The sequence below is a fragment of the Streptococcus sp. oral taxon 056 str. F0418 genome, from assembly GCF_000220065.1.
Taxonomy (GTDB): domain Bacteria; phylum Bacillota; class Bacilli; order Lactobacillales; family Streptococcaceae; genus Streptococcus.
On sequence record NZ_AFQU01000001.1, the window covers coordinates 1,235,143 to 1,257,500 of the forward strand.

The 22,358-nt window shown below is 40.6% G+C and carries 34 protein-coding genes, 1 tRNA gene and 2 rRNA genes (1 of these 37 running past the window's edge); all 37 read left to right on the forward strand.

The features are described from left to right. The first annotated feature begins 98 nt into the window (after positions 1 to 98). Complete coding sequence (locus HMPREF9182_RS06165) at positions 99 to 584, forward strand: acetyltransferase (protein ID WP_009755076.1); 486 nt, start codon at positions 99 to 101, stop codon at positions 582 to 584. Between the two features lie 747 nt (positions 585 to 1,331). Further along, on the forward strand, positions 1,332 to 1,928 hold the full coding sequence (locus HMPREF9182_RS06170) for a TetR/AcrR family transcriptional regulator (protein WP_009443201.1): 597 nt from the start codon (positions 1,332 to 1,334) through the stop codon (positions 1,926 to 1,928). Further along, the gene (locus HMPREF9182_RS06175; RefSeq protein WP_009754264.1) at positions 1,928 to 2,881 is read left to right on the forward strand and encodes an ABC transporter ATP-binding protein; all 954 of its coding nucleotides are present in this window, start codon (positions 1,928 to 1,930) and stop codon (positions 2,879 to 2,881) included. The genes HMPREF9182_RS06170 and HMPREF9182_RS06175 overlap by 1 nt, the downstream gene beginning before the upstream one ends. Beyond that, a complete protein-coding gene (locus HMPREF9182_RS06180; RefSeq protein ID WP_009754475.1) occupies positions 2,868 to 3,644 on the forward strand; it encodes an ABC transporter permease in 777 nt (258 codons plus the stop codon). Before HMPREF9182_RS06175 ends, HMPREF9182_RS06180 begins: the two co-directional genes overlap by 14 nt. A 246-nt stretch (positions 3,645 to 3,890) precedes the next feature. Further along, entirely contained in the window at positions 3,891 to 4,199 is a 309-nt protein-coding gene (gene rpsJ / locus HMPREF9182_RS06185; RefSeq protein WP_002894478.1) for a 30S ribosomal protein S10, read from the forward strand. An 82-nt stretch (positions 4,200 to 4,281) separates the two neighbouring features. Then, entirely contained in the window at positions 4,282 to 4,908 is a 627-nt protein-coding gene (rplC, locus tag HMPREF9182_RS06190; protein ID WP_009754612.1) for a 50S ribosomal protein L3, read from the forward strand. 24 nt (positions 4,909 to 4,932) lie between these two features. Continuing rightward, on the forward strand, positions 4,933 to 5,556 hold the full coding sequence (gene rplD, locus HMPREF9182_RS06195; protein ID WP_009443323.1) for a 50S ribosomal protein L4: 624 nt from the start codon (positions 4,933 to 4,935) through the stop codon (positions 5,554 to 5,556). Next, complete coding sequence (locus HMPREF9182_RS06200; protein WP_008809908.1) at positions 5,556 to 5,852, forward strand: 50S ribosomal protein L23; 297 nt, start codon at positions 5,556 to 5,558, stop codon at positions 5,850 to 5,852. Before rplD ends, HMPREF9182_RS06200 begins: the two co-directional genes overlap by 1 nt. Before the next feature lie 17 nt (positions 5,853 to 5,869). Continuing rightward, positions 5,870 to 6,703, forward strand: coding sequence for a 50S ribosomal protein L2 (rplB, locus tag HMPREF9182_RS06205; protein WP_009754277.1), 834 nt, complete (start codon positions 5,870 to 5,872; stop codon positions 6,701 to 6,703). A gap of 100 nt (positions 6,704 to 6,803) precedes the next feature. Continuing rightward, entirely contained in the window at positions 6,804 to 7,085 is a 282-nt protein-coding gene (gene rpsS / locus HMPREF9182_RS06210) for a 30S ribosomal protein S19 (RefSeq protein WP_000533766.1), read from the forward strand. 11 nt (positions 7,086 to 7,096) lie between these two features. Then, positions 7,097 to 7,441 (forward strand): 50S ribosomal protein L22, encoded by a 345-nt coding sequence (rplV, locus tag HMPREF9182_RS06215; protein ID WP_009443859.1) that lies wholly within the window; start codon positions 7,097 to 7,099, stop codon positions 7,439 to 7,441. 12 nt (positions 7,442 to 7,453) lie between these two features. After that, on the forward strand, positions 7,454 to 8,107 hold the full coding sequence (gene rpsC, locus HMPREF9182_RS06220) for a 30S ribosomal protein S3 (protein WP_009754724.1): 654 nt from the start codon (positions 7,454 to 7,456) through the stop codon (positions 8,105 to 8,107). Positions 8,108 to 8,110: 3 nt separating this feature from the next. Beyond that, positions 8,111 to 8,524 carry a 50S ribosomal protein L16 gene (gene rplP, locus HMPREF9182_RS06225; protein ID WP_000960948.1) on the forward strand — a complete coding sequence of 138 codons (414 nt, stop codon included), beginning with the start codon at positions 8,111 to 8,113 and terminating at the stop codon, positions 8,522 to 8,524. A gap of 9 nt (positions 8,525 to 8,533) precedes the next feature. Beyond that, positions 8,534 to 8,740, forward strand: a complete 207-nt coding sequence (rpmC, locus tag HMPREF9182_RS06230; RefSeq protein WP_003071328.1) for a 50S ribosomal protein L29 — start codon at positions 8,534 to 8,536, stop codon at positions 8,738 to 8,740. A 23-nt stretch (positions 8,741 to 8,763) separates the two neighbouring features. Next, positions 8,764 to 9,024, forward strand: a complete 261-nt coding sequence (gene rpsQ, locus HMPREF9182_RS06235) for a 30S ribosomal protein S17 (protein WP_000440801.1) — start codon at positions 8,764 to 8,766, stop codon at positions 9,022 to 9,024. Between the two features lie 25 nt (positions 9,025 to 9,049). Next, positions 9,050 to 9,418, forward strand: a complete 369-nt coding sequence (gene rplN, locus HMPREF9182_RS06240; protein WP_002894494.1) for a 50S ribosomal protein L14 — start codon at positions 9,050 to 9,052, stop codon at positions 9,416 to 9,418. A 72-nt stretch (positions 9,419 to 9,490) separates the two neighbouring features. Next, the gene (gene rplX / locus HMPREF9182_RS06245; RefSeq protein ID WP_008809903.1) at positions 9,491 to 9,796 is read left to right on the forward strand and encodes a 50S ribosomal protein L24; all 306 of its coding nucleotides are present in this window, start codon (positions 9,491 to 9,493) and stop codon (positions 9,794 to 9,796) included. Positions 9,797 to 9,819: 23 nt separating this feature from the next. Beyond that, entirely contained in the window at positions 9,820 to 10,362 is a 543-nt protein-coding gene (rplE, locus tag HMPREF9182_RS06250) for a 50S ribosomal protein L5 (RefSeq protein WP_002894499.1), read from the forward strand. A 17-nt stretch (positions 10,363 to 10,379) separates the two neighbouring features. Further along, positions 10,380 to 10,565: a type Z 30S ribosomal protein S14 gene (locus HMPREF9182_RS06255; RefSeq protein ID WP_001085697.1), complete on the forward strand. Its 186-nt coding sequence runs from the start codon at positions 10,380 to 10,382 to the stop codon at positions 10,563 to 10,565. A gap of 213 nt (positions 10,566 to 10,778) precedes the next feature. Then, positions 10,779 to 11,177: a 30S ribosomal protein S8 gene (gene rpsH, locus HMPREF9182_RS06260; protein WP_009754342.1), complete on the forward strand. Its 399-nt coding sequence runs from the start codon at positions 10,779 to 10,781 to the stop codon at positions 11,175 to 11,177. A 307-nt stretch (positions 11,178 to 11,484) separates the two neighbouring features. Then, a complete protein-coding gene (gene rplF / locus HMPREF9182_RS06270; RefSeq protein ID WP_009754802.1) occupies positions 11,485 to 12,021 on the forward strand; it encodes a 50S ribosomal protein L6 in 537 nt (178 codons plus the stop codon). Between the two features lie 81 nt (positions 12,022 to 12,102). Next, positions 12,103 to 12,459, forward strand: a complete 357-nt coding sequence (gene rplR / locus HMPREF9182_RS06275; protein ID WP_005592009.1) for a 50S ribosomal protein L18 — start codon at positions 12,103 to 12,105, stop codon at positions 12,457 to 12,459. Positions 12,460 to 12,477: 18 nt separating this feature from the next. Then, the gene (gene rpsE / locus HMPREF9182_RS06280) at positions 12,478 to 12,972 is read left to right on the forward strand and encodes a 30S ribosomal protein S5 (RefSeq protein WP_006269137.1); all 495 of its coding nucleotides are present in this window, start codon (positions 12,478 to 12,480) and stop codon (positions 12,970 to 12,972) included. A 13-nt stretch (positions 12,973 to 12,985) separates the two neighbouring features. Continuing rightward, positions 12,986 to 13,168: a 50S ribosomal protein L30 gene (gene rpmD / locus HMPREF9182_RS06285; protein ID WP_002894509.1), complete on the forward strand. Its 183-nt coding sequence runs from the start codon at positions 12,986 to 12,988 to the stop codon at positions 13,166 to 13,168. A gap of 155 nt (positions 13,169 to 13,323) precedes the next feature. Continuing rightward, positions 13,324 to 13,764: a 50S ribosomal protein L15 gene (rplO, locus tag HMPREF9182_RS06290; protein ID WP_009754329.1), complete on the forward strand. Its 441-nt coding sequence runs from the start codon at positions 13,324 to 13,326 to the stop codon at positions 13,762 to 13,764. Positions 13,765 to 13,777: 13 nt separating this feature from the next. Then, a complete protein-coding gene (secY, locus tag HMPREF9182_RS06295) occupies positions 13,778 to 15,088 on the forward strand; it encodes a preprotein translocase subunit SecY (protein ID WP_009443862.1) in 1,311 nt (436 codons plus the stop codon). 94 nt (positions 15,089 to 15,182) lie between these two features. Next, positions 15,183 to 15,821, forward strand: a complete 639-nt coding sequence (locus HMPREF9182_RS06300) for an adenylate kinase (protein ID WP_009755025.1) — start codon at positions 15,183 to 15,185, stop codon at positions 15,819 to 15,821. A gap of 117 nt (positions 15,822 to 15,938) precedes the next feature. Then, a complete protein-coding gene (gene infA, locus HMPREF9182_RS06305) occupies positions 15,939 to 16,157 on the forward strand; it encodes a translation initiation factor IF-1 (protein WP_001029883.1) in 219 nt (72 codons plus the stop codon). A gap of 24 nt (positions 16,158 to 16,181) precedes the next feature. Further along, positions 16,182 to 16,298 (forward strand): 50S ribosomal protein L36, encoded by a 117-nt coding sequence (gene rpmJ / locus HMPREF9182_RS10025; protein WP_001808836.1) that lies wholly within the window; start codon positions 16,182 to 16,184, stop codon positions 16,296 to 16,298. A gap of 16 nt (positions 16,299 to 16,314) precedes the next feature. Then, entirely contained in the window at positions 16,315 to 16,680 is a 366-nt protein-coding gene (rpsM, locus tag HMPREF9182_RS06310) for a 30S ribosomal protein S13 (protein ID WP_009443982.1), read from the forward strand. Positions 16,681 to 16,699: 19 nt separating this feature from the next. Continuing rightward, complete coding sequence (gene rpsK / locus HMPREF9182_RS06315; protein ID WP_001118385.1) at positions 16,700 to 17,083, forward strand: 30S ribosomal protein S11; 384 nt, start codon at positions 16,700 to 16,702, stop codon at positions 17,081 to 17,083. Positions 17,084 to 17,128: 45 nt separating this feature from the next. Further along, positions 17,129 to 18,067, forward strand: a complete 939-nt coding sequence (locus HMPREF9182_RS06320) for a DNA-directed RNA polymerase subunit alpha (protein WP_009443840.1) — start codon at positions 17,129 to 17,131, stop codon at positions 18,065 to 18,067. A gap of 11 nt (positions 18,068 to 18,078) precedes the next feature. Beyond that, entirely contained in the window at positions 18,079 to 18,465 is a 387-nt protein-coding gene (gene rplQ, locus HMPREF9182_RS06325) for a 50S ribosomal protein L17 (protein ID WP_009443738.1), read from the forward strand. 312 nt (positions 18,466 to 18,777) lie between these two features. Then, the gene (locus HMPREF9182_RS06330) at positions 18,778 to 19,260 is read left to right on the forward strand and encodes a sigma-70 family RNA polymerase sigma factor (RefSeq protein ID WP_009443860.1); all 483 of its coding nucleotides are present in this window, start codon (positions 18,778 to 18,780) and stop codon (positions 19,258 to 19,260) included. A gap of 278 nt (positions 19,261 to 19,538) precedes the next feature. Beyond that, positions 19,539 to 21,085: ribosomal RNA gene (locus tag HMPREF9182_RS06335) — 16S ribosomal RNA — on the forward strand. A gap of 53 nt (positions 21,086 to 21,138) precedes the next feature. Continuing rightward, positions 21,139 to 21,211, forward strand: a tRNA-Ala gene (locus HMPREF9182_RS06340). Positions 21,212 to 21,331: 120 nt separating this feature from the next. Further along, positions 21,332 to 22,358: ribosomal RNA gene (locus HMPREF9182_RS06345) — 23S ribosomal RNA — on the forward strand (it continues 1,873 nt past the right edge of the window). Together the 16S and 23S rRNA genes with 1 tRNA gene alongside form the textbook arrangement of a ribosomal RNA operon.

A 22,358-nucleotide genomic window follows, 5' to 3' on the forward strand; every position in this document is an offset into this window, starting at 1 on the left:
AAGGAGACTAAGACAAGCATGTTTCGGTCTCCTTTTCTTGTAGTATAATAAATGATTGAGCTAAAGAAGTAGAGCATCATTCTGTAAAGGAGGGAAAGATGAAAGTACGTCAATCCAAAGAGGAAGATATAAGAGATATCATAGAGATCTATGCTTTTGCCCGCCAGTTTATGAAAGAGCAAGGAAATCCGACCCAGTGGGGAGAGGGCTATCCTAGCAAACATCTAATTGAAGAAGACATACTTTCTAATCATTCTTTTGTTGTAGAGGAGGATGGAAAGATAGTCGGAACTTTTGCTTTTATCACAGGAGAGGATCCAACCTATCAGATCATTGAAAAAGGCGCGTGGCGTTCGTCTGAGATTTATGGTACAATCCACCGTATCGCATCAAACGGTCAAGTGAAAGGCCTGTCTCATAAGGTTTTTGACTATTGCTATCGGCAGATACCCTATCTACGGATCGATACTCATGAAGATAATAAGCCCATGCAAGCGGTAATCACGTCTTATGGCTTTACTGAGTGTGGCATCATTTATGTCGCAGACGGCAGTCCCCGATTAGCTTATGATTATTATCGGTAGAAAAGAATACGGAGGTTCTTGATTACGTCTTTTCATTTACAGAATGTGAGATAACAATATATACAAATAAAAAAGAGCTCTTTGTCAACTGTGGGTTGACCAAATGTTATGTCTTGGAGAGAACCAATTTAGTCCTCTCCTTTTTGATATTTTTAGCTGTGCTGTAGTAGGGACTTTCTCGATTAGTATTTTAGAAATTTTCTGGTTGAGATCTGATGCTTTTTCTTGATTAAGGAAGTCTCTGTAATAGTTACTTGTCTACAGAATTTATAGCGGAAATGGTGTTTTTTAAACGAACCAGAGTTTTGTAACTCTCACACTCTTGGTGAGCGACTTTCATTTTTTTGAAGTCGTATTTGACCATTTATTTATGGCGGTGAGGGAATTTAAGTGCAGGATAATCTAGCTTAGCGATAATTTTTTATGAGTTCCAGCATTTACATAACCCAAGATAGAGATGTTAAAATTGTTAATTCCTATTAGATTTATAATAAAAAGTAACGGTTCCATAAGATTTTGTCTGATAATGGTTTTGACGCTTTTTTGTTATAGTCCTTAGGAGACCCTTTTTCTACAACAAAATAGACTCCATAAGAACTATAATTTTTTCACTAACTACAGAAATTGTAGAGCTTTTATTTCAGAAACCATTAACTAAGTTGGTGTTTATGATTGACATTCGTTAGTCTGTGTGATAATATATGACTATAAAGTTAAAAAACGTCACAGAGAATAAAGGAGGAAGTTATGGTTGCTGCTTTTACTGCTGAGGAAAAAGAGGTAATTAAAAGGAAATTACATACAGTCGCAAAGGAATGCCTTCAAAGATATGGGGTTAAGAAAACAACAGTTGACCAAATGGCGGCCTTGGCTGATATTTCCAAAGGCTCTTTTTATAATTTTTATCCTTCAAAGGAAATGTTATTTTTTGCAGTCTTAGAAGAATATCAAATAGATGTTATGAATCACCTGACAGAACAATTGGGTATGGAAACCAAGATAGATACAAATCATCTGGTACAGTTACTTTATGATTTTTATCAAGATTTTCGCTATTCATTTATGTATACCATATTTAAAAATCATGAAATGGAATTACTCCTAAGAAAATTGCCGAAAGAAGTGATAACAAATCATCATCTGATAGATGATAGGATGGTTAAAAAAATTGTATCCCGAATCAACATTAGGGAAAATATATCGGTAGAAATCGTCTCTGCTTTATTTAGAACGATTGCTATGACTATATTACACATCGAGGAAATCGGCGAAGAACAATTTGATACTACATTGAAGTTAGTCATACAAGGAGTTGTGGAGCAAACTACTGAGGAGGATAGGTAATGGTGAAAGAAGCAATTAGAACCGCAAACCTTTCTAAAAGATATGGAACAAAAAATGTTGTCAACAACTTGAATCTATCAATAAAAAGTGGTGAAATAGTAGGGTTTTTAGGACTGAATGGTGCAGGGAAAACAACGACGATGAGAATGATGCTAGGATTGATAAAATCTACATCAGGAGAATGTTATATCCAAGGAAAAAAGTTAGATCTGAGTAATTTAGAACTTCGAAACGAAATAGGTTATATTATCGAGACGCCTTATTCTTATCCAGACTTAACTGTGAGAGAAAATTTAGAAATCGTTAGTAAATTAAGAGGGGTTAATAAAGATAATATTGACTGGGTAATTGAAAAATTAAAACTACAGCAATATGAACATAAACAGGAGAAACATCTTTCTTTAGGAAATGTTGCACGTTTAGGAATTGCAAAAGCGATTATTCATAAACCTAAAATCCTAATTCTTGATGAGCCGACAAATGGATTAGATCCTTTTGGAGTTCTTGAAGTGAGAGAGCTGTTAAAGGAATTGGCAAATAATCTAGGTACAACTGTCCTTATTTCCAGTCATAATCTGGAAGAAATATCTAAAATTGCTACTAGGATAGTTATTGTACATGAGGGCAGACTTATAAGAGAAGTTGAAAGCAATGAATTAGATCAGTACTTAGAAAAGAAGTTATTAGTAAGTGGCTCTAATAATAAGGCCATGAAAGAAGTATTATCTAATCATGGCTATCATGTAAACATTCAATCAGACGCAGAAAATAATATCGATTTCTTAGAATTAACTGATAGAAAATCTGTGGAATGCCCGGAAGAAATTGCTACATTGCTAGTTAATGCAGGTTATCCACCTAAAACACTGATTGTTGAAAAAGAAAATTTGGAACATTATTTCTTAAGAATACTGAATGACTATCATGGAGGAATTTCAAATGAAAAAGCTTAGTTCCTGTATTTTAATTGAATGGAGAAAGTTAATAAAATCAAAACTTTCCATTGTAACTGCTTGTTCTATCTGTTTAGTTCCTTTTATTGTTGGGCTGTTTGCAACTATGATGAAATATCCAGAGAATTTCAAAAATCTTGGTTTGATTTCTGCAAAAATGGAAATGATGAGGGTAACAGACTGGTCGTCGTACTTAATGACCATATCACAAGTCATTTCTGTTGGGGGATTGCTCATTTTTGGATTTACAGCATCTTGGGTTTTTGGCAGAGAATATTCTGATAAAACGATGATAGATCTATTAGCGCTCCCGATAAAAAGAGATACAATCGTATTATCCAAGTTTATCGTTATCGCTCTATGGAGCTATATTCTATCAATTTTTGCACTTTTGTTAGGATTATTAGCTGGTAATTTGATTGGACTTGAGGGTGGGAGCTTAACGGTGATTTTCAAAGGTATACTTACTTTTGTTCTTTGTACTACTCTTACGATCGTACTCTCTACTCCAGTAGCCTTTTTTGCTTGTTTAGGTCGGGGATATTTGTCACCATTGGCATTTATCATTTTTACTATTATTTTTTCTCAGCTTGGTTCTGCTCTTAACTTTGGGAAATACATTCCATGGGCGATTCCTGCATTCGCAAGTGGTATTGCAGGAAAAGCACTATTGAATTTTGGGAGCATTGTCAGTTTATTTGGAGTCAGTATTCTAGGTCTTATCGCAACAATAGCTTGGTGGAGATATGCTGATTACGATTAAAATGAAAAGGGAATAAACTGATAATGGAAAATTTGTGATTGGAGTAGATAAAAATTAAAGAAAAACTTATCCAAAAGCCTTGCAAAGAAGGCGAGTTTGTGTTAAGATACTATGGTGCTGTAAAAAAACAGCGTGTAGCTTTGATGCAAGAGGTTGCGACACGCTCGGTTGCATTGCCACGCAACTACCTGTCGGTTTTCTTGTGGAGCTAGCCTATTATCTTAAATAGACGAAAAGGAGAAAAAGATGGCAAACAAAAAAATTCGCATTCGCTTGAAAGCCTACGAACATCGTACACTTGATACAGCGGCTGCAAAAATCGTAGAAACTGCTACTCGTACAGGTGCTGAAGTTGCGGGACCAATCCCACTTCCAACTGAACGTAGCCTCTACACAATTATTCGTGCGACTCACAAATATAAAGACTCTCGCGAACAATTCGAAATGCGTACTCACAAACGCTTGATCGACATCATCAACCCAACTCAAAAAACAGTTGACGCTTTGATGAAATTGGATCTTCCAAGTGGTGTGAACGTAGAGATTAAACTTTAATCCAAAGCTTGATCTAAACTAGAGCATAAAAAACGCTCGTTAAAAACTTTTTGAAAAAATATAGAAAAGGAAACATTTTCTCATGACAAAAGGAATCTTAGGGAAAAAAGTGGGAATGACTCAAATCTTCACTGAAGCTGGCGAATTAATCCCTGTAACTGTTGTTGAAGCAACACCAAATGTTGTTCTTCAAGTTAAAACAGTTGAAACAGATGGTTACAACGCAGTTCAAGTTGGTTTTGACGACCTTCGTGACGTATTGAGTAACAAACCTGCTAAAGGACATGTAGCAAAAGCAAACACGGCTCCTAAGCGCTTCATTCGTGAATTCAAAAACATTGAAGGCTTGGAAGTTGGTGCAGAAATCACTGTTGACACTTTCGCAGCCGGCGATGTTGTTGATGTAACAGGAACTTCAAAAGGTAAAGGTTTCCAAGGTGTTATCAAACGCCACGGTCAATCTCGTGGTCCAATGGCTCACGGTTCTCGTTACCACCGTCGTCCTGGTTCAATGGGACCAGTTGCGCCTAACCGTGTTTTCAAAAATAAACACTTGGCTGGACGTATGGGTGGCAACCGTGTGACAATTCAAAATCTTGAAATCGCACAAGTTGTTCCAGAGAAAAACGTTATCCTTATCAAAGGAAACGTACCTGGTGCTAAGAAATCTCTTATCACTATCAAGTCAGCAGTTAAAGCTGGTAAATAATAAAGAAAGGGGAAATCAGTCACAATGGCAAACGTAAAATTATTTGACCAAACTGGTAAAGAAGCTGGTGAAGTAGTTCTGAACGATGCGATCTTTGGTATTGAGCCAAATGAATCAGTTGTCTTTGATGTTATCATCAGCCAACGCGCTAGTCTTCGTCAAGGAACTCACGCTGTTAAAAACCGTTCTGCAGTATCAGGCGGCGGACGCAAACCATGGCGTCAAAAAGGAACTGGACGTGCTCGTCAAGGTTCTATCCGCTCTCCACAATGGCGTGGTGGTGGTGTCGTATTCGGCCCAACTCCTCGTTCATATGCTTACAAACTTCCACGTAAAGTTCGTAGATTAGCTCTTAAATCAGTTTACTCTAAAAAAGTTGCTGAAAACAAATTCGTAGCTGTAGACAGCCTTTCATTTACAGCTCCAAAAACTGCTGAGTTTGCAAAAGTGCTTGCTGCACTAAGCATCGACACAAAAGTACTTGTTATTCTTGAAGAAGGAAATGAATTTGCTGCACTTTCAGCACGTAACCTTCCAAATGTTAAAGTTGCAACTGCAACAACTGCAAGTGTTCTTGATATCGTAAACAGTGACAAACTTCTTGTTACTCAAGCAGCTATCTCTAAAATTGAGGAGGTTCTTGCATAATGAATTTGTATGACGTTATCAAAAAACCTGTCATCACTGAAAGCTCAATGGCTCAGCTTGAAGCAGGAAAATATGTATTTGAAGTTGACACTCGCGCTCACAAACTTTTGATTAAGCAAGCTGTTGAAGCTGCTTTTGAAGGAGTTAAAGTTGCTAACGTTAACACTATCAATGTAAAACCAAAAGCAAAACGCGTTGGACGTTACACTGGTTTTACTAACAAAACTAAAAAAGCTATCATCACTTTAACGGCTGATTCTAAAGCAATCGAGTTGTTTGGTGCTGAAGCAGAATAATCTAAGGAGGATATATCGTGGGAATTCGTGTTTATAAACCAACAACAAACGGTCGCCGTAATATGACTTCTTTGGATTTCGCTGAAATCACTACCAGCACTCCAGAAAAATCTTTGCTTGTTTCATTGAAAAGCAAGGCTGGTCGTAACAACAACGGTCGCATCACTGTTCGTCACCAAGGTGGCGGTCACAAGCGTCACTACCGTTTGATCGACTTCAAACGTAACAAAGACGCTGTTGAAGCAGTTGTTAAAACAATCGAGTATGATCCAAATCGTTCAGCAAATATCGCTTTGGTTCACTATACTGACGGTGTAAAAGCTTATATTATCGCTCCAAAAGGTCTTGAAGTTGGTCAACGTATCGTTTCAGGTCCAGAAGCAGATATCAAAGTCGGAAACGCTCTTCCACTTGCTAACATCCCAGTTGGTACTTTAATTCACAACATCGAGTTGAAACCAGGTCGTGGTGGTGAATTGGTACGTGCTGCTGGAGCATCTGCTCAAGTATTGGGTCAAGAAGGTAAGTACGTTCTTGTTCGTCTTCAATCAGGTGAAGTTCGTATGATTCTTGGCACTTGCCGCGCTACAGTTGGTGTTGTTGGAAATGAACAACATGGACTTGTAAACCTTGGTAAAGCAGGACGCAGCCGTTGGAAAGGTATCCGCCCAACAGTTCGTGGTTCTGTAATGAACCCTAATGATCACCCACACGGTGGTGGTGAAGGTAAAGCACCAGTTGGTCGTAAAGCACCATCTACTCCATGGGGCAAACCTGCTCTTGGTCTTAAAACTCGTAACAAAAAAGCGAAATCTGATAAACTTATCGTTCGCCGTCGCAACGAGAAATAATAACCTAGTTGCTTAGACAACTAGAGAATCCGCCAGCTCGGTAGCGCTCCATGTGAGCGCAAGCCGCTGTGGTACAACATTTAAAGGAGAAAATATAAAAATGGGACGCAGTCTTAAAAAAGGACCTTTCGTCGACGAGCATTTGATGAAAAAAGTTGAAGCTCAAGCCAACGACGAAAAGAAAAAAGTTATCAAAACTTGGTCACGTCGTTCAACGATCTTCCCAAGTTTTATTGGTTACACTATCGCAGTTTATGATGGACGTAAACACGTACCGGTTTACATCCAAGAAGACATGGTAGGTCACAAGCTTGGTGAATTTGCACCAACTCGTACTTACAAAGGTCACGCTGCAGACGACAAGAAAACACGTAGAAAATAAGGAGAACATAAATGGCAGAAATTACTTCAGCTAAAGCAATGGCTCGTACAGTGCGTGTTTCACCTCGTAAAACTCGTCTAGTTCTTGACAATATCCGTGGTAAAAACGTCGCTGACGCTATCGCAATTTTGAAATTCACTCCAAACAAAGCTGCAGGCATTATCGAAAAAGTATTAAACTCTGCAATCGCTAACGCTGAAAACAACTTTGGTTTGGAAAAAGCTAACTTGGTGGTATCAGAAGCTTTCGCAAACGAAGGACCAACGATGAAACGTTTCCGTCCACGTGCTAAAGGTTCAGCTTCACCAATCAACAAACGCACAAGCCACATTACTGTGGTTGTTGCAGAAAAATAAGGAGGTAACATCGTGGGTCAAAAAGTACATCCAATTGGTATGCGTGTCGGCATCATCCGTGATTGGGATGCCAAATGGTATGCTGAAAAAGAATACGCGGATTACCTTCATGAAGATCTTGCAATCCGTAAATTCGTTCAAAAAGAATTAGCTGACGCAGCAGTTTCAACTATCGAAATCGAACGCGCAGTTAATAAAGTAAATGTTTCACTTCACACTGCTAAACCTGGTATGGTTATCGGTAAAGGTGGAGCAAATGTTGATGCACTTCGTGCAAAACTTAACAAAATGACTGACAAACAAGTTCACATCAATATCATTGAGATCAAATCACCAGATTTAGATGCTCATTTGGTTGGTGAAGGAATTGCTCGTCAATTGGAGCAACGTGTTGCTTTCCGTCGTGCGCAAAAACAAGCAATCCAACGTGCAATGCGTGCTGGAGCTAAAGGAATCAAAACTCAAGTATCAGGTCGTTTGAACGGTGCAGATATCGCTCGTAGCGAAGGATACTCTGAAGGAACTGTTCCACTTCACACACTTCGTGCGGATATCGATTATGCTTGGGAAGAAGCAGATACTACATACGGTAAACTTGGTGTTAAAGTATGGATCTACCGTGGTGAAGTTCTTCCAGCTCGTAAAAACACTAAAGGAGGTAAATAACCAATGTTAGTACCTAAACGTGTTAAACACCGTCGTGAATTCCGTGGAAAAATGCGCGGTGAAGCAAAAGGTGGAAAAGAAGTAGCATTCGGTGAATACGGTCTTCAAGCTACAACTAGCCACTGGATCACTAACCGCCAAATCGAAGCTGCTCGTATCGCCATGACTCGTTATATGAAACGTGGTGGTAAAGTTTGGATTAAAATCTTCCCACACAAATCATACACTGCTAAAGCTATCGGTGTACGTATGGGATCTGGTAAAGGTGCTCCAGAAGGATGGGTAGCACCAGTTAAACGTGGTAAAGTTATGTTCGAAGTTGCAGGTGTTTCAGAAGAAATTGCTCGCGAAGCACTTCGTCTTGCAAGTCACAAATTGCCAGTTAAATGCAAATTTGTAAAACGTGAAGCAGAATAAGGAGAAAGCATGAAACTTAATGAAGTAAAAGAATTTGTTAAAGAACTTCGTGGTCTTTCTCAAGAAGAACTCGCGAAGCGTGAAAACGAATTAAAGAAAGAATTGTTTGAACTTCGTTTCCAAGCAGCTGCAGGTCAATTAGAACAGACAGCTCGTTTGAAAGAAGTGAAAAAACAAATCGCTCGTATCAAAACTGTTCAATCAGAAGTTAAATAATAGACTAGGGAAGGAGAATTTCAATGGAACGCAATAATCGTAAAGTTCTTGTCGGACGCGTTGTTTCTGACAAAATGGACAAAACAATCACAGTTGTAGTTGAAACAAAACGTAACCACCCAGTCTATGGTAAACGTATTAACTACTCTAAGAAGTACAAAGCACATGACGAAAACAATGTTGCCAAAGAAGGCGATATCGTTCGTATCATGGAAACTCGTCCGCTTTCAGCTACTAAACGCTTCCGTCTTGTAGAAGTTGTTGAAGAAGCGGTCATCATCTAATCAAACCAGAAAGGAGAAAACTTAAATGATTCAAACAGAAACTCGTTTAAAAGTTGCCGATAACAGTGGCGCTCGCGAAATCTTGACAATCAAAGTTCTTGGTGGTTCAGGACGTAAGTTTGCTAATATCGGTGATGTTATCGTTGCGTCTGTAAAACAAGCTACTCCTGGTGGTGCGGTTAAAAAAGGTGACGTTGTAAAAGCTGTTATTGTTCGTACTAAATCAGGTGCTCGTCGTAAAGATGGTTCATACATCAAATTCGATGAAAACGCTGCAGTTATTATCCGTGAAGATAAAACTCCTCGCGGAACACGTATCTTTGGCCCTGTTGCACGTGAATTGCGTGATGGTGGCTTTATGAAGATCGTATCACTTGCCCCAGAAGTACTTTAATTTAAAAACAAACTAGTCCCCTGGATTATCCAGGGTGCCCGTTCAGGGCGTAAGAAATCAAAGGAGAACCTAATGTTTGTAAAAAAAGGCGACAAAGTTCGCGTAATTGCTGGTAAAGACAAAGGTGTTGAAGCACTTGTTGTTACAGCTCTTCCAAAAGTAAACAAAGTTGTTGTTGAAGGTGTAAACATCGTTAAGAAACACCAAAAACCAAATAACGAACACCCTCAAGGTGCTATCGTGGAAAAAGAAGCACCAATCCATGTTTCAAACGTTCAAGTTTTGGATAAAAATGGAGTCGCAGGACGTGTTGGCTACAAATTTGTAGACGGCAAAAAAGTTCGTTATAACAAAAAATCAGGCGAAGTGCTTGACTAATCACGAAGGAAAGGAGAAGTATAATGGCAAATCGTTTAAAAGAAAAATATCTTAAAGAAGTAGTTCCTGCTTTGACTGAAAAGTTCAACTACTCATCTGTTATGGCTGTGCCAAAAGTGGATAAAATCGTTTTGAACATGGGTGTCGGTGACGCTGTATCAAACGCTAAAAACCTTGAAAAAGCTGCTGAAGAATTGGCTCTTATCTCAGGTCAAAAACCACTTATCACTAAAGCTAAAAAATCAATCGCCGGCTTCCGTCTTCGTGAAGGTGTAGCGATCGGTGCTAAAGTAACCCTTCGTGGCGAACGTATGTATGAATTCTTGGATAAATTGGTTTCAGTTTCTCTTCCACGTGTTCGTGACTTCCACGGTGTTCCAACAAAATCTTTTGATGGACGCGGAAACTACACACTTGGTGTGAAAGAACAATTGATTTTCCCAGAAATCAACTTTGATGATGTTGATAAGACACGCGGTCTTGACATCGTTATCGTAACAACTGCTAACACTGACGAAGAGTCACGTGAATTGCTTACAGGCCTTGGAATGCCTTTTGCAAAATAATATAGGAGGTAAAACAAATGGCTAAAAAATCAATGATTGCTAAGAACAAACGCCCAGCTAAGTTCTCTACGCAAGCTTATACTCGTTGTGAAAAATGTGGTCGTCCACATTCTGTTTACCGCAAGTTTAAACTTTGCCGTGTTTGCTTCCGTGAATTAGCATATAAAGGACAAATCCCTGGCGTTACCAAAGCATCTTGGTAATATCATGATACAAAGAGCGTAACAACCGCAGCAAAAATAGAAAATTTGGTGAAGGAGCGATGCTCCAAAACAAATTTATCTTTTTTGCCTAGGTTGTAGCTTGTGTTCGAATGAGAGTAATCTTATTCGAATGTATCGATACAATCTGAGCCTAGCTCAATCATTAACTAGCAAGTGCAACTTGCAAACTACTAGTAAGAGGAGAAATAAAAAATGGTTATGACTGACCCAATTGCAGACTTTTTGACACGTATTCGTAATGCTAACCAAGCAAAACACGAAGTGCTTGAAGCTCCTGCATCAAATATCAAAAAAGGGATTGCTGAAATCCTTAAACGTGAAGGTTTTGTAAAAAACGTTGAGTTTATCGAAGATGACAAACAAGGTTTGATTCGTGTCTTCCTTAAATACGGTCAAAACGGTGAAAGAGTTATCACTGGTTTGAAACGTGTTTCTAAACCAGGACTTCGTGTTTACAAGAAACGTGAAGATCTTCCAAAAGTATTAAACGGACTTGGAATTGCTATCCTCTCAACATCTGAAGGTTTGCTAACTGATAAAGAAGCTCGCCAAAAGAATGTTGGTGGAGAAGTTATTGCTTACGTTTGGTAATTGATGATGTGAGAGCGTTAAAAGAATGCAGTGAAAATAGGAAGTTTGTAGCAGGAGCGATGCTTCAAGACAAACTTATCTTTTTCACCAAATTCTTAGCTCGAACTCAAATCAGATACAAAGCTCGTGAAGAACAAAGCAAAATTAGGAAGTTGGAGCAGTTTGTTTACAAACAAGCCAACTTATCTATTTTGCACAGTTCTTAGAGCGTGTTCAATTCAGCGATTGAACTTAATAAGTATCTTTAACCCCCACCCCCGTGAAAACTGGCCATCAAGGCCTGACAATTTAACAGGAGAAAATAAACATGTCACGTATTGGTAATAAAGTTATTGTGTTGCCTGCTGGTGTTGAAATCACTAACAATGGCAACGTTGTAACTGTAAAAGGACCTAAAGGAGAACTTACTCGTGAGTTCTCAAAAGATATTGAAATCCGTGTGGAAGGTACTGAAGTAACACTTCACCGTCCAAACGATTCAAAAGAAATGAAAACTATCCACGGTACTACTCGTGCCCTTTTGAACAACATGGTTATTGGTGTTTCAGAAGGATTCAAGAAAGAACTTGAAATGCGTGGGGTTGGTTACCGTGCACAACTTCAAGGAAAGAAACTTGTCTTGGCTGTTGGTAAATCTCATCCAGATGAAGTAGAAGCTCCAGAAGGAATTACTTTTGAACTTCCAAACCCAACAACTATCGTTGTCAGCGGAATTTCAAAAGAAGCTGTTGGACAAACAGCTGCTTATGTTCGTAGCTTGCGTGCTCCAGAACCATATAAAGGTAAAGGTATCCGCTACGTTGGTGAATTTGTTCGCCGTAAAGAAGGTAAAACTGGTAAATAATGTGATATGGTTGATTTTCAACCCTGTCCCTTATTTCCAACTTTGTGCCTAGGCACTCATTAAAATTAAGAGGTGAAAATTGTGATTACGAAACCAGATAAAAACAAAGTCCGCCAAAAACGCCACCGTCGTGTACGCGGAAAACTCTCTGGAACTGCTGATCGCCCACGTTTGAACGTATTCCGTTCTAATACAGGCATCTACGCTCAAGTGATTGATGACGTAGCGGGTGTAACGCTCGCAAGCGCTTCAACTCTTGACAAAGAAGTTTCAAAAGGAACTAAAACTGAACAAGCCGTTGTTGTTGGTAAACTCGTTGCTGAACGTGCAGTTGCTAAAGGTATTTCTGAAGTGGTGTTTGACCGCGGTGGATATCTCTATCACGGACGTGTAAAAGCTTTGGCTGATGCAGCTCGTGAAAACGGATTGAAATTCTAATAGGGAGGACACTAGAAAATGGCATTTAAAGACAATGCAGTTGAACTTGAAGAACGCGTAGTTGCGATTAACCGTGTTACGAAAGTTGTTAAAGGTGGACGTCGTCTTCGTTTTGCAGCTCTTGTAGTTGTCGGTGACCGCAATGGTCGTGTAGGCTTCGGTACTGGTAAAGCTCAAGAAGTACCAGAAGCAATTCGCAAGGCAGTTGAAGATGCGAAGAAAAACTTGATTGAAGTACCAATGGTTGGTACAACAATTCCTCACGAAGTTCTTTCAGAATTTGGTGGAGCTAAAGTATTGTTGAAACCAGCTGTAGAAGGTTCTGGAGTTGCTGCTGGCGGTGCTGTTCGTGCCGTTATCGAATTGGCAGGTGTGGCAGATGTAACATCTAAATCACTTGGTTCTAACACTCCAATCAACATTGTTCGTGCAACTGTTGAAGGTTTGAAACAACTAAAACGCGCTGAAGAAGTTGCTGCCCTTCGTGGTATTTCAGTTTCTGACTTAGCATAAGAAAGGGGATCACATGGCTCAAATTAAAATTACTTTGACTAAGTCTCCAATCGGACGCATCCCGTCACAACGTAAAACTGTTGTAGCACTTGGACTTGGCAAATTAAACAGCTCAGTTATCAAAGAAGATAATCCAGCAGTACGTGGTATGATTACTGCAGTATCACATTTGGTTACTGTTGAAGAAGTTAAATAAGCATTGCAGATTTAACAACTTTAAAATTGAAATACATTAGGGGATGGGAGTTTCTCAGCCCCTAAAACTGAATATATGTATAGGCGAGTTTGTATAGGAGACACCTTTTCTCCTATATGAGCGCTAGCATTTTACAAAAGAGGAGAAATTAAATAATGAAACTTCATGAATTACAACCTGCTGCAGGTTCTCGTAAAGTACGCAACCGCGTTGGTCGTGGTACATCATCAGGTAACGGTAAAACTTCTGGCCGTGGTCAAAAAGGTCAAAAAGCTCGTAGCGGTGGCGGAGTTCGCCTTGGTTTTGAAGGTGGACAAACTCCATTGTTCCGTCGTCTTCCAAAACGTGGCTTCTTAAACGTTAACCGTAAAGAATATGCTATTGTAAACCTTGATCAGTTGAATGCTTTTGAAGATGGTGCAGAAGTGACACCAGTAGTACTTGTAGAATCAGGTATTGTAAAAGCTGAAAAATCTGGCGTTAAAATTCTTGGTAATGGAGAATTGACAAAGAAATTAACTGTGAAAGCAGCTAAATTCTCTAAATCTGCTGAAGAAGCTATCACTGCTAAAGGTGGTTCAGTGGAAGTCATCTAAGTGAGGTGACCAAATGTTTTTCAAACTATTAAAAGACGCATTAAAGATTAAGCAAGTACGATCCAAAATTTTGTTTACAATTTTCATTATTTTGGTTTTCCGTATTGGTACAACAATCACGGTTCCTGGGGTCAATGCGAAAAGTTTAGAGGCTTTAAGTGGCCTATCTTTCCTGAACATGTTAAGTTTGGTGTCGGGAAATGCGATGAAGAACTTTTCAATTTTTGCTTTAGGAGTGAGCCCGTATATCACGGCTTCGATTGTTGTTCAGCTTCTTCAAATGGATTTGCTTCCTAAGTTTGTCGAATGGGGCAAGCAAGGAGAAGTAGGTCGTAGGAAGCTCAATCAGGCGACGCGTTATATTTCTCTTTTCTTGGCCTTTGTCCAATCTATAGGTATCACAGCAGGTTTTAATACTTTATCAAGTACAAAACTAGTGCCAACACCAAATTGGCAAACTTATCTTTTTATCGGGTGTATCTTAACAACAGGTTCGATAATTGTGGTTTGGTTAGGTGAACAGATTACAGATAAAGGATATGGAAATGGCGTATCAATGATTATCTTTGCGGGAATCGTTGCGTCATTCCCAGAGATGATTAAGAGTATTTATGAAGATTATTTTGTCAATGTGCCAAGCGACAGAATTCAATCTTCTCTTATCTTCGTTGCTTGTTTGATTGTTGCTGTTTTAATTATCGTCTATTTTACAACTTATGTACAACAAGCGGAATACAAAATTCCAATTCAATATACAAAGATTGCACAAGGCGCTCCATCAAGTTCTTACCTTCCTTTAAAGGTAAATCCAGCTGGAGTTATCCCAGTTATCTTTGCAAGTTCGATTACTGCGGCACCAGCTGCTATTCTGCAATTTTTAAGTGCAACTCAGCATGATGCACAGTGGGTTCGAACGCTTCAAGATTTACTTGCTACGACTACACCTAGTGGGATGGCTATGTATGCGGTGCTGATTATTTTATTTACATTCTTCTACACATTTGTTCAAATCAATCCAGAGAAGACTGCAGAAAATCTTCAGAAAAGTGGCGCATATATTCCAGGTGTACGTCCAGGTAAAGGTACAGAACAATATATGTCGAAACTACTTCGCAGGCTTGCGACAGTTGGATCGCTATTCTTAGGCTTCATTTCAATTATTCCGATTATTGCAAAAGATTTGTTTGGATTATCAGACACGGTCGCATTGGGAGGAACCAGTCTTTTGATTATCATCGCAACTGGTATCGAAGGAATGAAACAATTGGAAGGATATTTACTGAAGAGAAAATATACCGGCTTTATGAATACAACGACAAAATAGGAATAGGTTGACATAGTCAACCTTCTATTTTGTTTTTGAATAAGTTTATTAACCGGTGTAATAGATTTATTGAAAAACGAAAAGGAGAATAAATATGAATCTTTTAATCATGGGATTACCTGGTGCCGGAAAAGGAACACAGGCAGCAAAAATTGTAGAAAACTTTAAGGTGGCGCATATTTCAACTGGTGATATGTTCCGTGCTGCGATGGCAAACCAAACAGAAATGGGTCTACTTGCGAAGTCTTATATCGACAAAGGTGAGTTGGTTCCAGATAATGTTACAAATGGAATCGTTAAAGAGCGTTTAGCTCAAGCAGACATCAAGGAATCTGGCTTCTTATTAGATGGCTTTCCTCGAACAATTGATCAAGCACATGCTTTAGATGAAATATTAGAAGAACTCGGAATCAAGTTGGATGGTGTTATCAACATCGAAGTGGATCCTAACAGCCTTTTGGAGCGGCTGAGCGGTCGTATCATTCACAGAGAAACTGGCGAGACCTTCCATAAAGTATTTAATCCACCAGTGGATTATAAAGAAGAAGATTACTATCAACGCGAAGATGATAAGCCCGAAACGGTGAAACGTCGTCTTGATGTGAATATCGCTCAAGGGGAGCCAATCCTCGCACATTACCGCCAGATGAATCTAGTTCATGATATCCAAGGAAATCAAGATATTAATGATGTATTTACAGACATTAAAAAAGTCTTGGAAAAATTGAAATAAAAGCGTTTTTCACACTTGCAATATTTGACAAGTAGTGATACAATGAATTAGTCTGACTTATAATTGTTACCTCTGTGTCTAGAGGTACTAAATCAAAATTTAGGGAGGTACTTTTGCGTGGCAAAAGATGATGTGATCGAAGTCGAAGGCAAGGTAGTTGATACAATGCCTAACGCAATGTTTACGGTTGAACTTGAAAATGGACATCAGATTTTAGCAACAGTTTCTGGTAAAATTCGTAAAAACTATATTCGTATTTTAGCGGGAGACCGTGTTACTGTCGAAATGAGTCCGTACGATTTGACTCGTGGACGGATCACTTACCGCTTTAAATAATGGAAAAACTTGGAGGATTAAGAAATGAAAGTAAGACCATCGGTCAAACCAATTTGCGAATACTGCAAAGTTATTCGTCGTAATGGTCGTGTTATGGTTATTTGCCCTGCAAATCCAAAACACAAACAACGTCAAGGTTAATTAGAAAGGAGAAAGCATGGCTCGTATTGCTGGAGTTGATATTCCAAATGACAAACGTGTAGTCGTTTCGTTGACTTATGTATATGGTATCGGTCTTCCAACTTCTAAGAAGATTTTGGCTGCTGCTGGAATTTCTGAAGATGTTCGTGTTAAAGACTTGACACCAGATCAAGAAGACGCTATCCGTCGTGAAGTGGACGCTATCAAAGTTGAAGGTGACCTTCGTCGTGAAGTAAACCTAAACATCAAACGTTTAATGGAAATCGGTTCATATCGTGGAATCCGTCATCGTCGTGGACTTCCTGTTCGTGGACAAAACACTAAAAACAACGCTCGCACTCGTAAAGGTAAAGCTGTTGCGATTGCTGGTAAGAAAAAATAATATAAGGAGGTAAAAAGTCTTGGCTAAACCAACACGTAAACGTCGTGTGAAGAAAAATATCGAATCTGGTATTGCTCATATTCACGCAACATTTAATAACACTATTGTTATGATTACTGATGTGCATGGTAATGCAATTGCTTGGTCATCTGCTGGAGCTCTTGGTTTTAAAGGTTCTCGTAAATCTACACCATTTGCTGCCCAAATGGCATCTGAAGCTGCAGCTAAATCTGCACAAGAACACGGTCTTAAATCAGTTGAAGTTACTGTTAAAGGTCCAGGTTCTGGTCGTGAGTCAGCTATTCGTGCTCTTGCTGCCGCTGGTCTTGAAGTAACAGCTATTCGTGATGTGACTCCTGTACCACACAATGGTGCTCGTCCTCCAAAACGTCGCCGTGTATAATCATATCCAATTACACTGCTTTTCGTTTAAGAGGGAGTTAACTAAATGATTGAGTTTGAAAAACCAAATATAACAAAAATTGATGAAAATAAAGATTATGGCAAGTTTGTAGTAGAACCACTTGAACGTGGTTATGGTACAACTCTTGGGAACTCACTTCGTCGTGTCTTGTTGGCTTCATTACCAGGAGCAGCAGTAACTTCAATTAATATTGAAGGGGTATTGCACGAATTTGATACAATCCCAGGTGTCCGTGAAGATGTCATGCAGATTATTCTGAACATCAAGGGTATTGCTGTAAAATCTTACGTCCAAGACGAAAAGACGATAGAATTAGATGTTAAGGGGCCTGCGGAAGTAACTGCTGGAGACATCTTGACAGATAGTGATGTCGAAATTGTAAACCCAGATCATTATCTTTTTACAATTGGTGATGGTGCTAGTTTCAAAGCTATAATGACCGTTAATAGTGGTCGTGGTTATGTACCTGCAGATCACAACAAAAAAGATGATGCACCAGTGGGAACACTTGCTGTAGATTCCATCTATACGCCAGTGACAAAAGTCAATTACCAAGTTGAGCCAGCTCGTGTTGGAAGCAACGATGGTTTTGACAAACTAACCCTTGAAATTATGACCAATGGGACAATTATCCCTGAAGATGCCCTAGGACTTTCAGCGCGTATCTTAACAGAACATTTGGACCTCTTCACAGATCTTACTGAAGTTGCTAAAACTACTGATGTAATGAAGGAAGTAGATAAGAGTTCTGATGATCATGTGTTAGAACGCACTATTGAAGAATTGGACTTGTCTGTTCGCTCATATAACTGTTTGAAACGTGCTGGTATTAATACTGTCTACGATTTAACAGAAAAAACTGAGCCTGAAATGATGAAAGTTCGAAATCTTGGTCGTAAAAGTCTGGAAGAAGTTAAGGTTAAACTGACAGATTTAGGATTAGGATTAAAAAACGATAAATAAAGGAGGAATACATGGCTTACCGTAAATTAGGACGCACTAGCTCACAACGTAAAGCAATGCTTCGCGATTTGACTACTGACTTGATTATCAACGAATCAATCGTCACAACAGAAGCACGTGCAAAAGAAATCCGTAAAACAGTTGAAAAGATGATTACATTAGGTAAACGTGGTGACTTGCACGCTCGTCGTCAAGCAGCGGCTTTTGTTCGTAACGAAATTGCAACAGAAAACTATGATGAAGCAACTGAAAAATATACTTCAACAACTGCTCTTCAAAAATTGTTCTCTGACTTAGCACCTCGTTATGCAGAACGTAATGGTGGATATACACGTATCCTTAAAACTGAACCACGTCGTGGAGATGCTGCACCGATGGCAATCATCGAATTAGTATAAGATCATCAATCTTTGTTGAGTGTTATGATGATGGAATAATATTTATTCTTAGTCTAGCTCTGGTCTGCCGCTGGAATATTTCCAGCGGTAACACTCATCATATGATGAAACGTAGACGCTTGTTTACGAAATTGTTTTTATCAAAAAACAATTTCGTAAGCAGGCGTTTTTTCATATCAGCTAAAAGGTTATTTTCCTCAAGCACATGATAGTTCGTTTGAGCAACAGGATAGTAAGTTAGAGGGACAAAGAGAAGGTAAGATGATAAATTAGAGGAGGGTTTTACCCCAGAAGAAAACAAGGAGGAAGGACATGGACTTTCAAGAATTATATAGAAACGTACAAGGCATAGTCAGGAGGTGTTATAAAGACTACTATTTACATTTATGGGAATACAGCGACTGGGAACAAGAAGGGATGATGGCCTTGTATGAGTTGGTAAAGTCACGCCCGGAACTATTGCAGGACAAGACGATGTTATACCGCTGTTTTAAGACCAAGTTTCGGAACAGAATCCACGACAAGATACGCCGCCAGGAGAGTCAGAAGCGGAAATTGGACAAGGCACCATATGAAGAAGTGAGTGAGATAGGGCACAAGTTAAGGATGAAGGAGATGTACCTAGATGAGCTAGTAGCTTTTCGCAGTGCCATGGCAGAGTACAGAAGCGGACTCGGTCCAGAAGAATACAAACAATACGAGCGTCTAATGGCTGATGAAAGATTCAAAGGACGCAAAGCCATGCTTCGTGATTTATCAGAACATCTACGAGATTTCAATCCACGATTAGACTAATAGGAAGGGGGAGGCAATGACTCTCCTTTCTATTTATAAAAGTTAGAAGTGCAGAATCGACAGTCAAAAAGAAAAAAGTAAAAAAGATAAGAAAAGTAGTTGACAGTTTAGTTAGTAGATGATATACTAAGATAGTTGTCTCGCCAGAGGCAGTAAAGACCTTTGAAAACTGAACAAGACGAACCAATGTGCAGGCGACTGTCAAGAGAGACAGTCCGTCAAACATAAAAAAGCAATAAATCTGTCAGTGACAGAATGAGCAAGAAGACAAACGAACATTAAATGAGAGTTTGATCCTGGCTCAGGACGAACGCTGGCGGCGTGCCTAATACATGCAAGTAGAACGCTGAAGGAGGAGCTTGCTCTTCTGGAAGAGTTGCGAACGGGTGAGTAACGCGTAGGTAACCTGCCTGGTAGCGGGGGATAACTATTGGAAACGATAGCTAATACCGCATAAGATTGAAAATCGCATGATAATTGATTAAAAGATGCAATTGCATCACTACCAGATGGACCTGCGTTGTATTAGCTAGTAGGTGAGGTAACGGCTCACCTAGGCGACGATACATAGCCGACCTGAGAGGGTGATCGGCCACACTGGGACTGAGACACGGCCCAGACTCCTACGGGAGGCAGCAGTAGGGAATCTTCGGCAATGGGGGCAACCCTGACCGAGCAACGCCGCGTGAGTGAAGAAGGTTTTCGGATCGTAAAGCTCTGTTGTAAGAGAAGAACGAGTGTGAGAGTGGAAAGTTCACACTGTGACGGTATCTTACCAGAAAGGGACGGCTAACTACGTGCCAGCAGCCGCGGTAATACGTAGGTCCCGAGCGTTGTCCGGATTTATTGGGCGTAAAGCGAGCGCAGGCGGTTAGATAAGTCTGAAGTTAAAGGCTGTGGCTTAACCATAGTACGCTTTGGAAACTGTTTAACTTGAGTGCAGAAGGGGAGAGTGGAATTCCATGTGTAGCGGTGAAATGCGTAGATATATGGAGGAACACCGGTGGCGAAAGCGGCTCTCTGGTCTGTAACTGACGCTGAGGCTCGAAAGCGTGGGGAGCGAACAGGATTAGATACCCTGGTAGTCCACGCCGTAAACGATGAGTGCTAGGTGTTAGGCCCTTTCCGGGGCTTAGTGCCGGAGCTAACGCATTAAGCACTCCGCCTGGGGAGTACGACCGCAAGGTTGAAACTCAAAGGAATTGACGGGGGCCCGCACAAGCGGTGGAGCATGTGGTTTAATTCGAAGCAACGCGAAGAACCTTACCAGGTCTTGACATCCCGATGCCCGCTCTAGAGATAGAGTTTTACTTCGGTACATCGGTGACAGGTGGTGCATGGTTGTCGTCAGCTCGTGTCGTGAGATGTTGGGTTAAGTCCCGCAACGAGCGCAACCCCTATTGTTAGTTGCCATCATTAAGTTGGGCACTCTAGCGAGACTGCCGGTAATAAACCGGAGGAAGGTGGGGATGACGTCAAATCATCATGCCCCTTATGACCTGGGCTACACACGTGCTACAATGGCTGGTACAACGAGTCGCAAGTCGGTGACGACAAGCTAATCTCTTAAAGCCAGTCTCAGTTCGGATTGTAGGCTGCAACTCGCCTACATGAAGTCGGAATCGCTAGTAATCGCGGATCAGCACGCCGCGGTGAATACGTTCCCGGGCCTTGTACACACCGCCCGTCACACCACGAGAGTTTGTAACACCCGAAGTCGGTGAGGTAACCTTTTAGGAGCCAGCCGCCTAAGGTGGGATAGATGATTGGGGTGAAGTCGTAACAAGGTAGCCGTATCGGAAGGTGCGGCTGGATCACCTCCTTTCTAAGGAAAAACGGAATGCACATTGAGTCTTGTTTAGTTTTGAGAGATCTTGTGGGGCCTTAGCTCAGCTGGGAGAGCGCCTGCTTTGCACGCAGGAGGTCAGCGGTTCGATCCCGCTAGGCTCCATTGGAACGGAAGTTCCAAGACTAGTCCATTGAAAATTGAATAACTATATCAAATAGTAACAAGAAATAAACCGAAACGCTGTGAATATTAATGAGTTTAAGACTGAAAGGTCAAGAATAAGGTTAAGTTAGTAAGGGCGCACGGTGGATGCCTTGGCACTAGGAGCCGAAGAAGGACGTGACAAACGACGAAATGCCTCGGGGAGCTGTAAGTAAGCGACGATCCGTGGATGTCCGAATGGGGGAACCCAACAGGTTGATGCCTGTTACCCATATCTGTTAAGGATATGAGGAGGAAGACGCAGTGAACTGAAACATCTAAGTAGCTGCAGGAAGAGAAAGCAAAAGCGATTGCCTTAGTAGCGGCGAGCGAAGAGGCAGGAGGGCAAACCGAAGAGTTTACTCTTCGGGGTTGTAGGACTGCAATATGGACTCAGAGTTTATAGAAGAATGACTTGGGAAAGTCAGCCAAAGAGAGTAAGAGCCTCGTATTTTAAATAGACTCTGTACCTAGCAGTATCCTGAGTACGGCGGGACACGAGAAATCCCGTCGGAATCTGGGAGGACCATCTCCCAACCCTAAATACTCCCTAGTGACCGATAGTGAACCAGTACCGTGAGGGAAAGGTGAAAAGCACCCCGGGAGGGGAGTGAAATAGAACCTGAAACCGTGTGCCTACAACAAGTTCGAGCCCGTTAATGGGTGAGAGCGTGCCTTTTGTAGAATGAACCGGCGAGTTACGTTATGATGCGAGGTTAAGTTGAAGAGACGGAGCCATAGGGAAACCGAGTCTGAATAGGGCGAAATAGTATCATGACGTAGACCCGAAACCATGTGACCTACCCATGAGCAGGTTGAAGGTGCGGTAAAACGCACTGGAGGACCGAACCAGGGCACGTTGAAAAGTGCTTGGATGACTTGTGGGTAGCGGAGAAATTCCAAACGAACTTGGAGATAGCTGGTTCTCTCCGAAATAGCTTTAGGGCTAGCGTCGACATAAAGATTCTTGGAGGTAGAGCACTGTTTGGGTGAGGGGTCCATCCCGGATTACCAATCTCAGATAAACTCCGAATGCCAACGAATTATGGTCGGCAGTCAGACTGCGAGTGCTAAGATCCGTAGTCGAAAGGGAAACAGCCCAGACCAC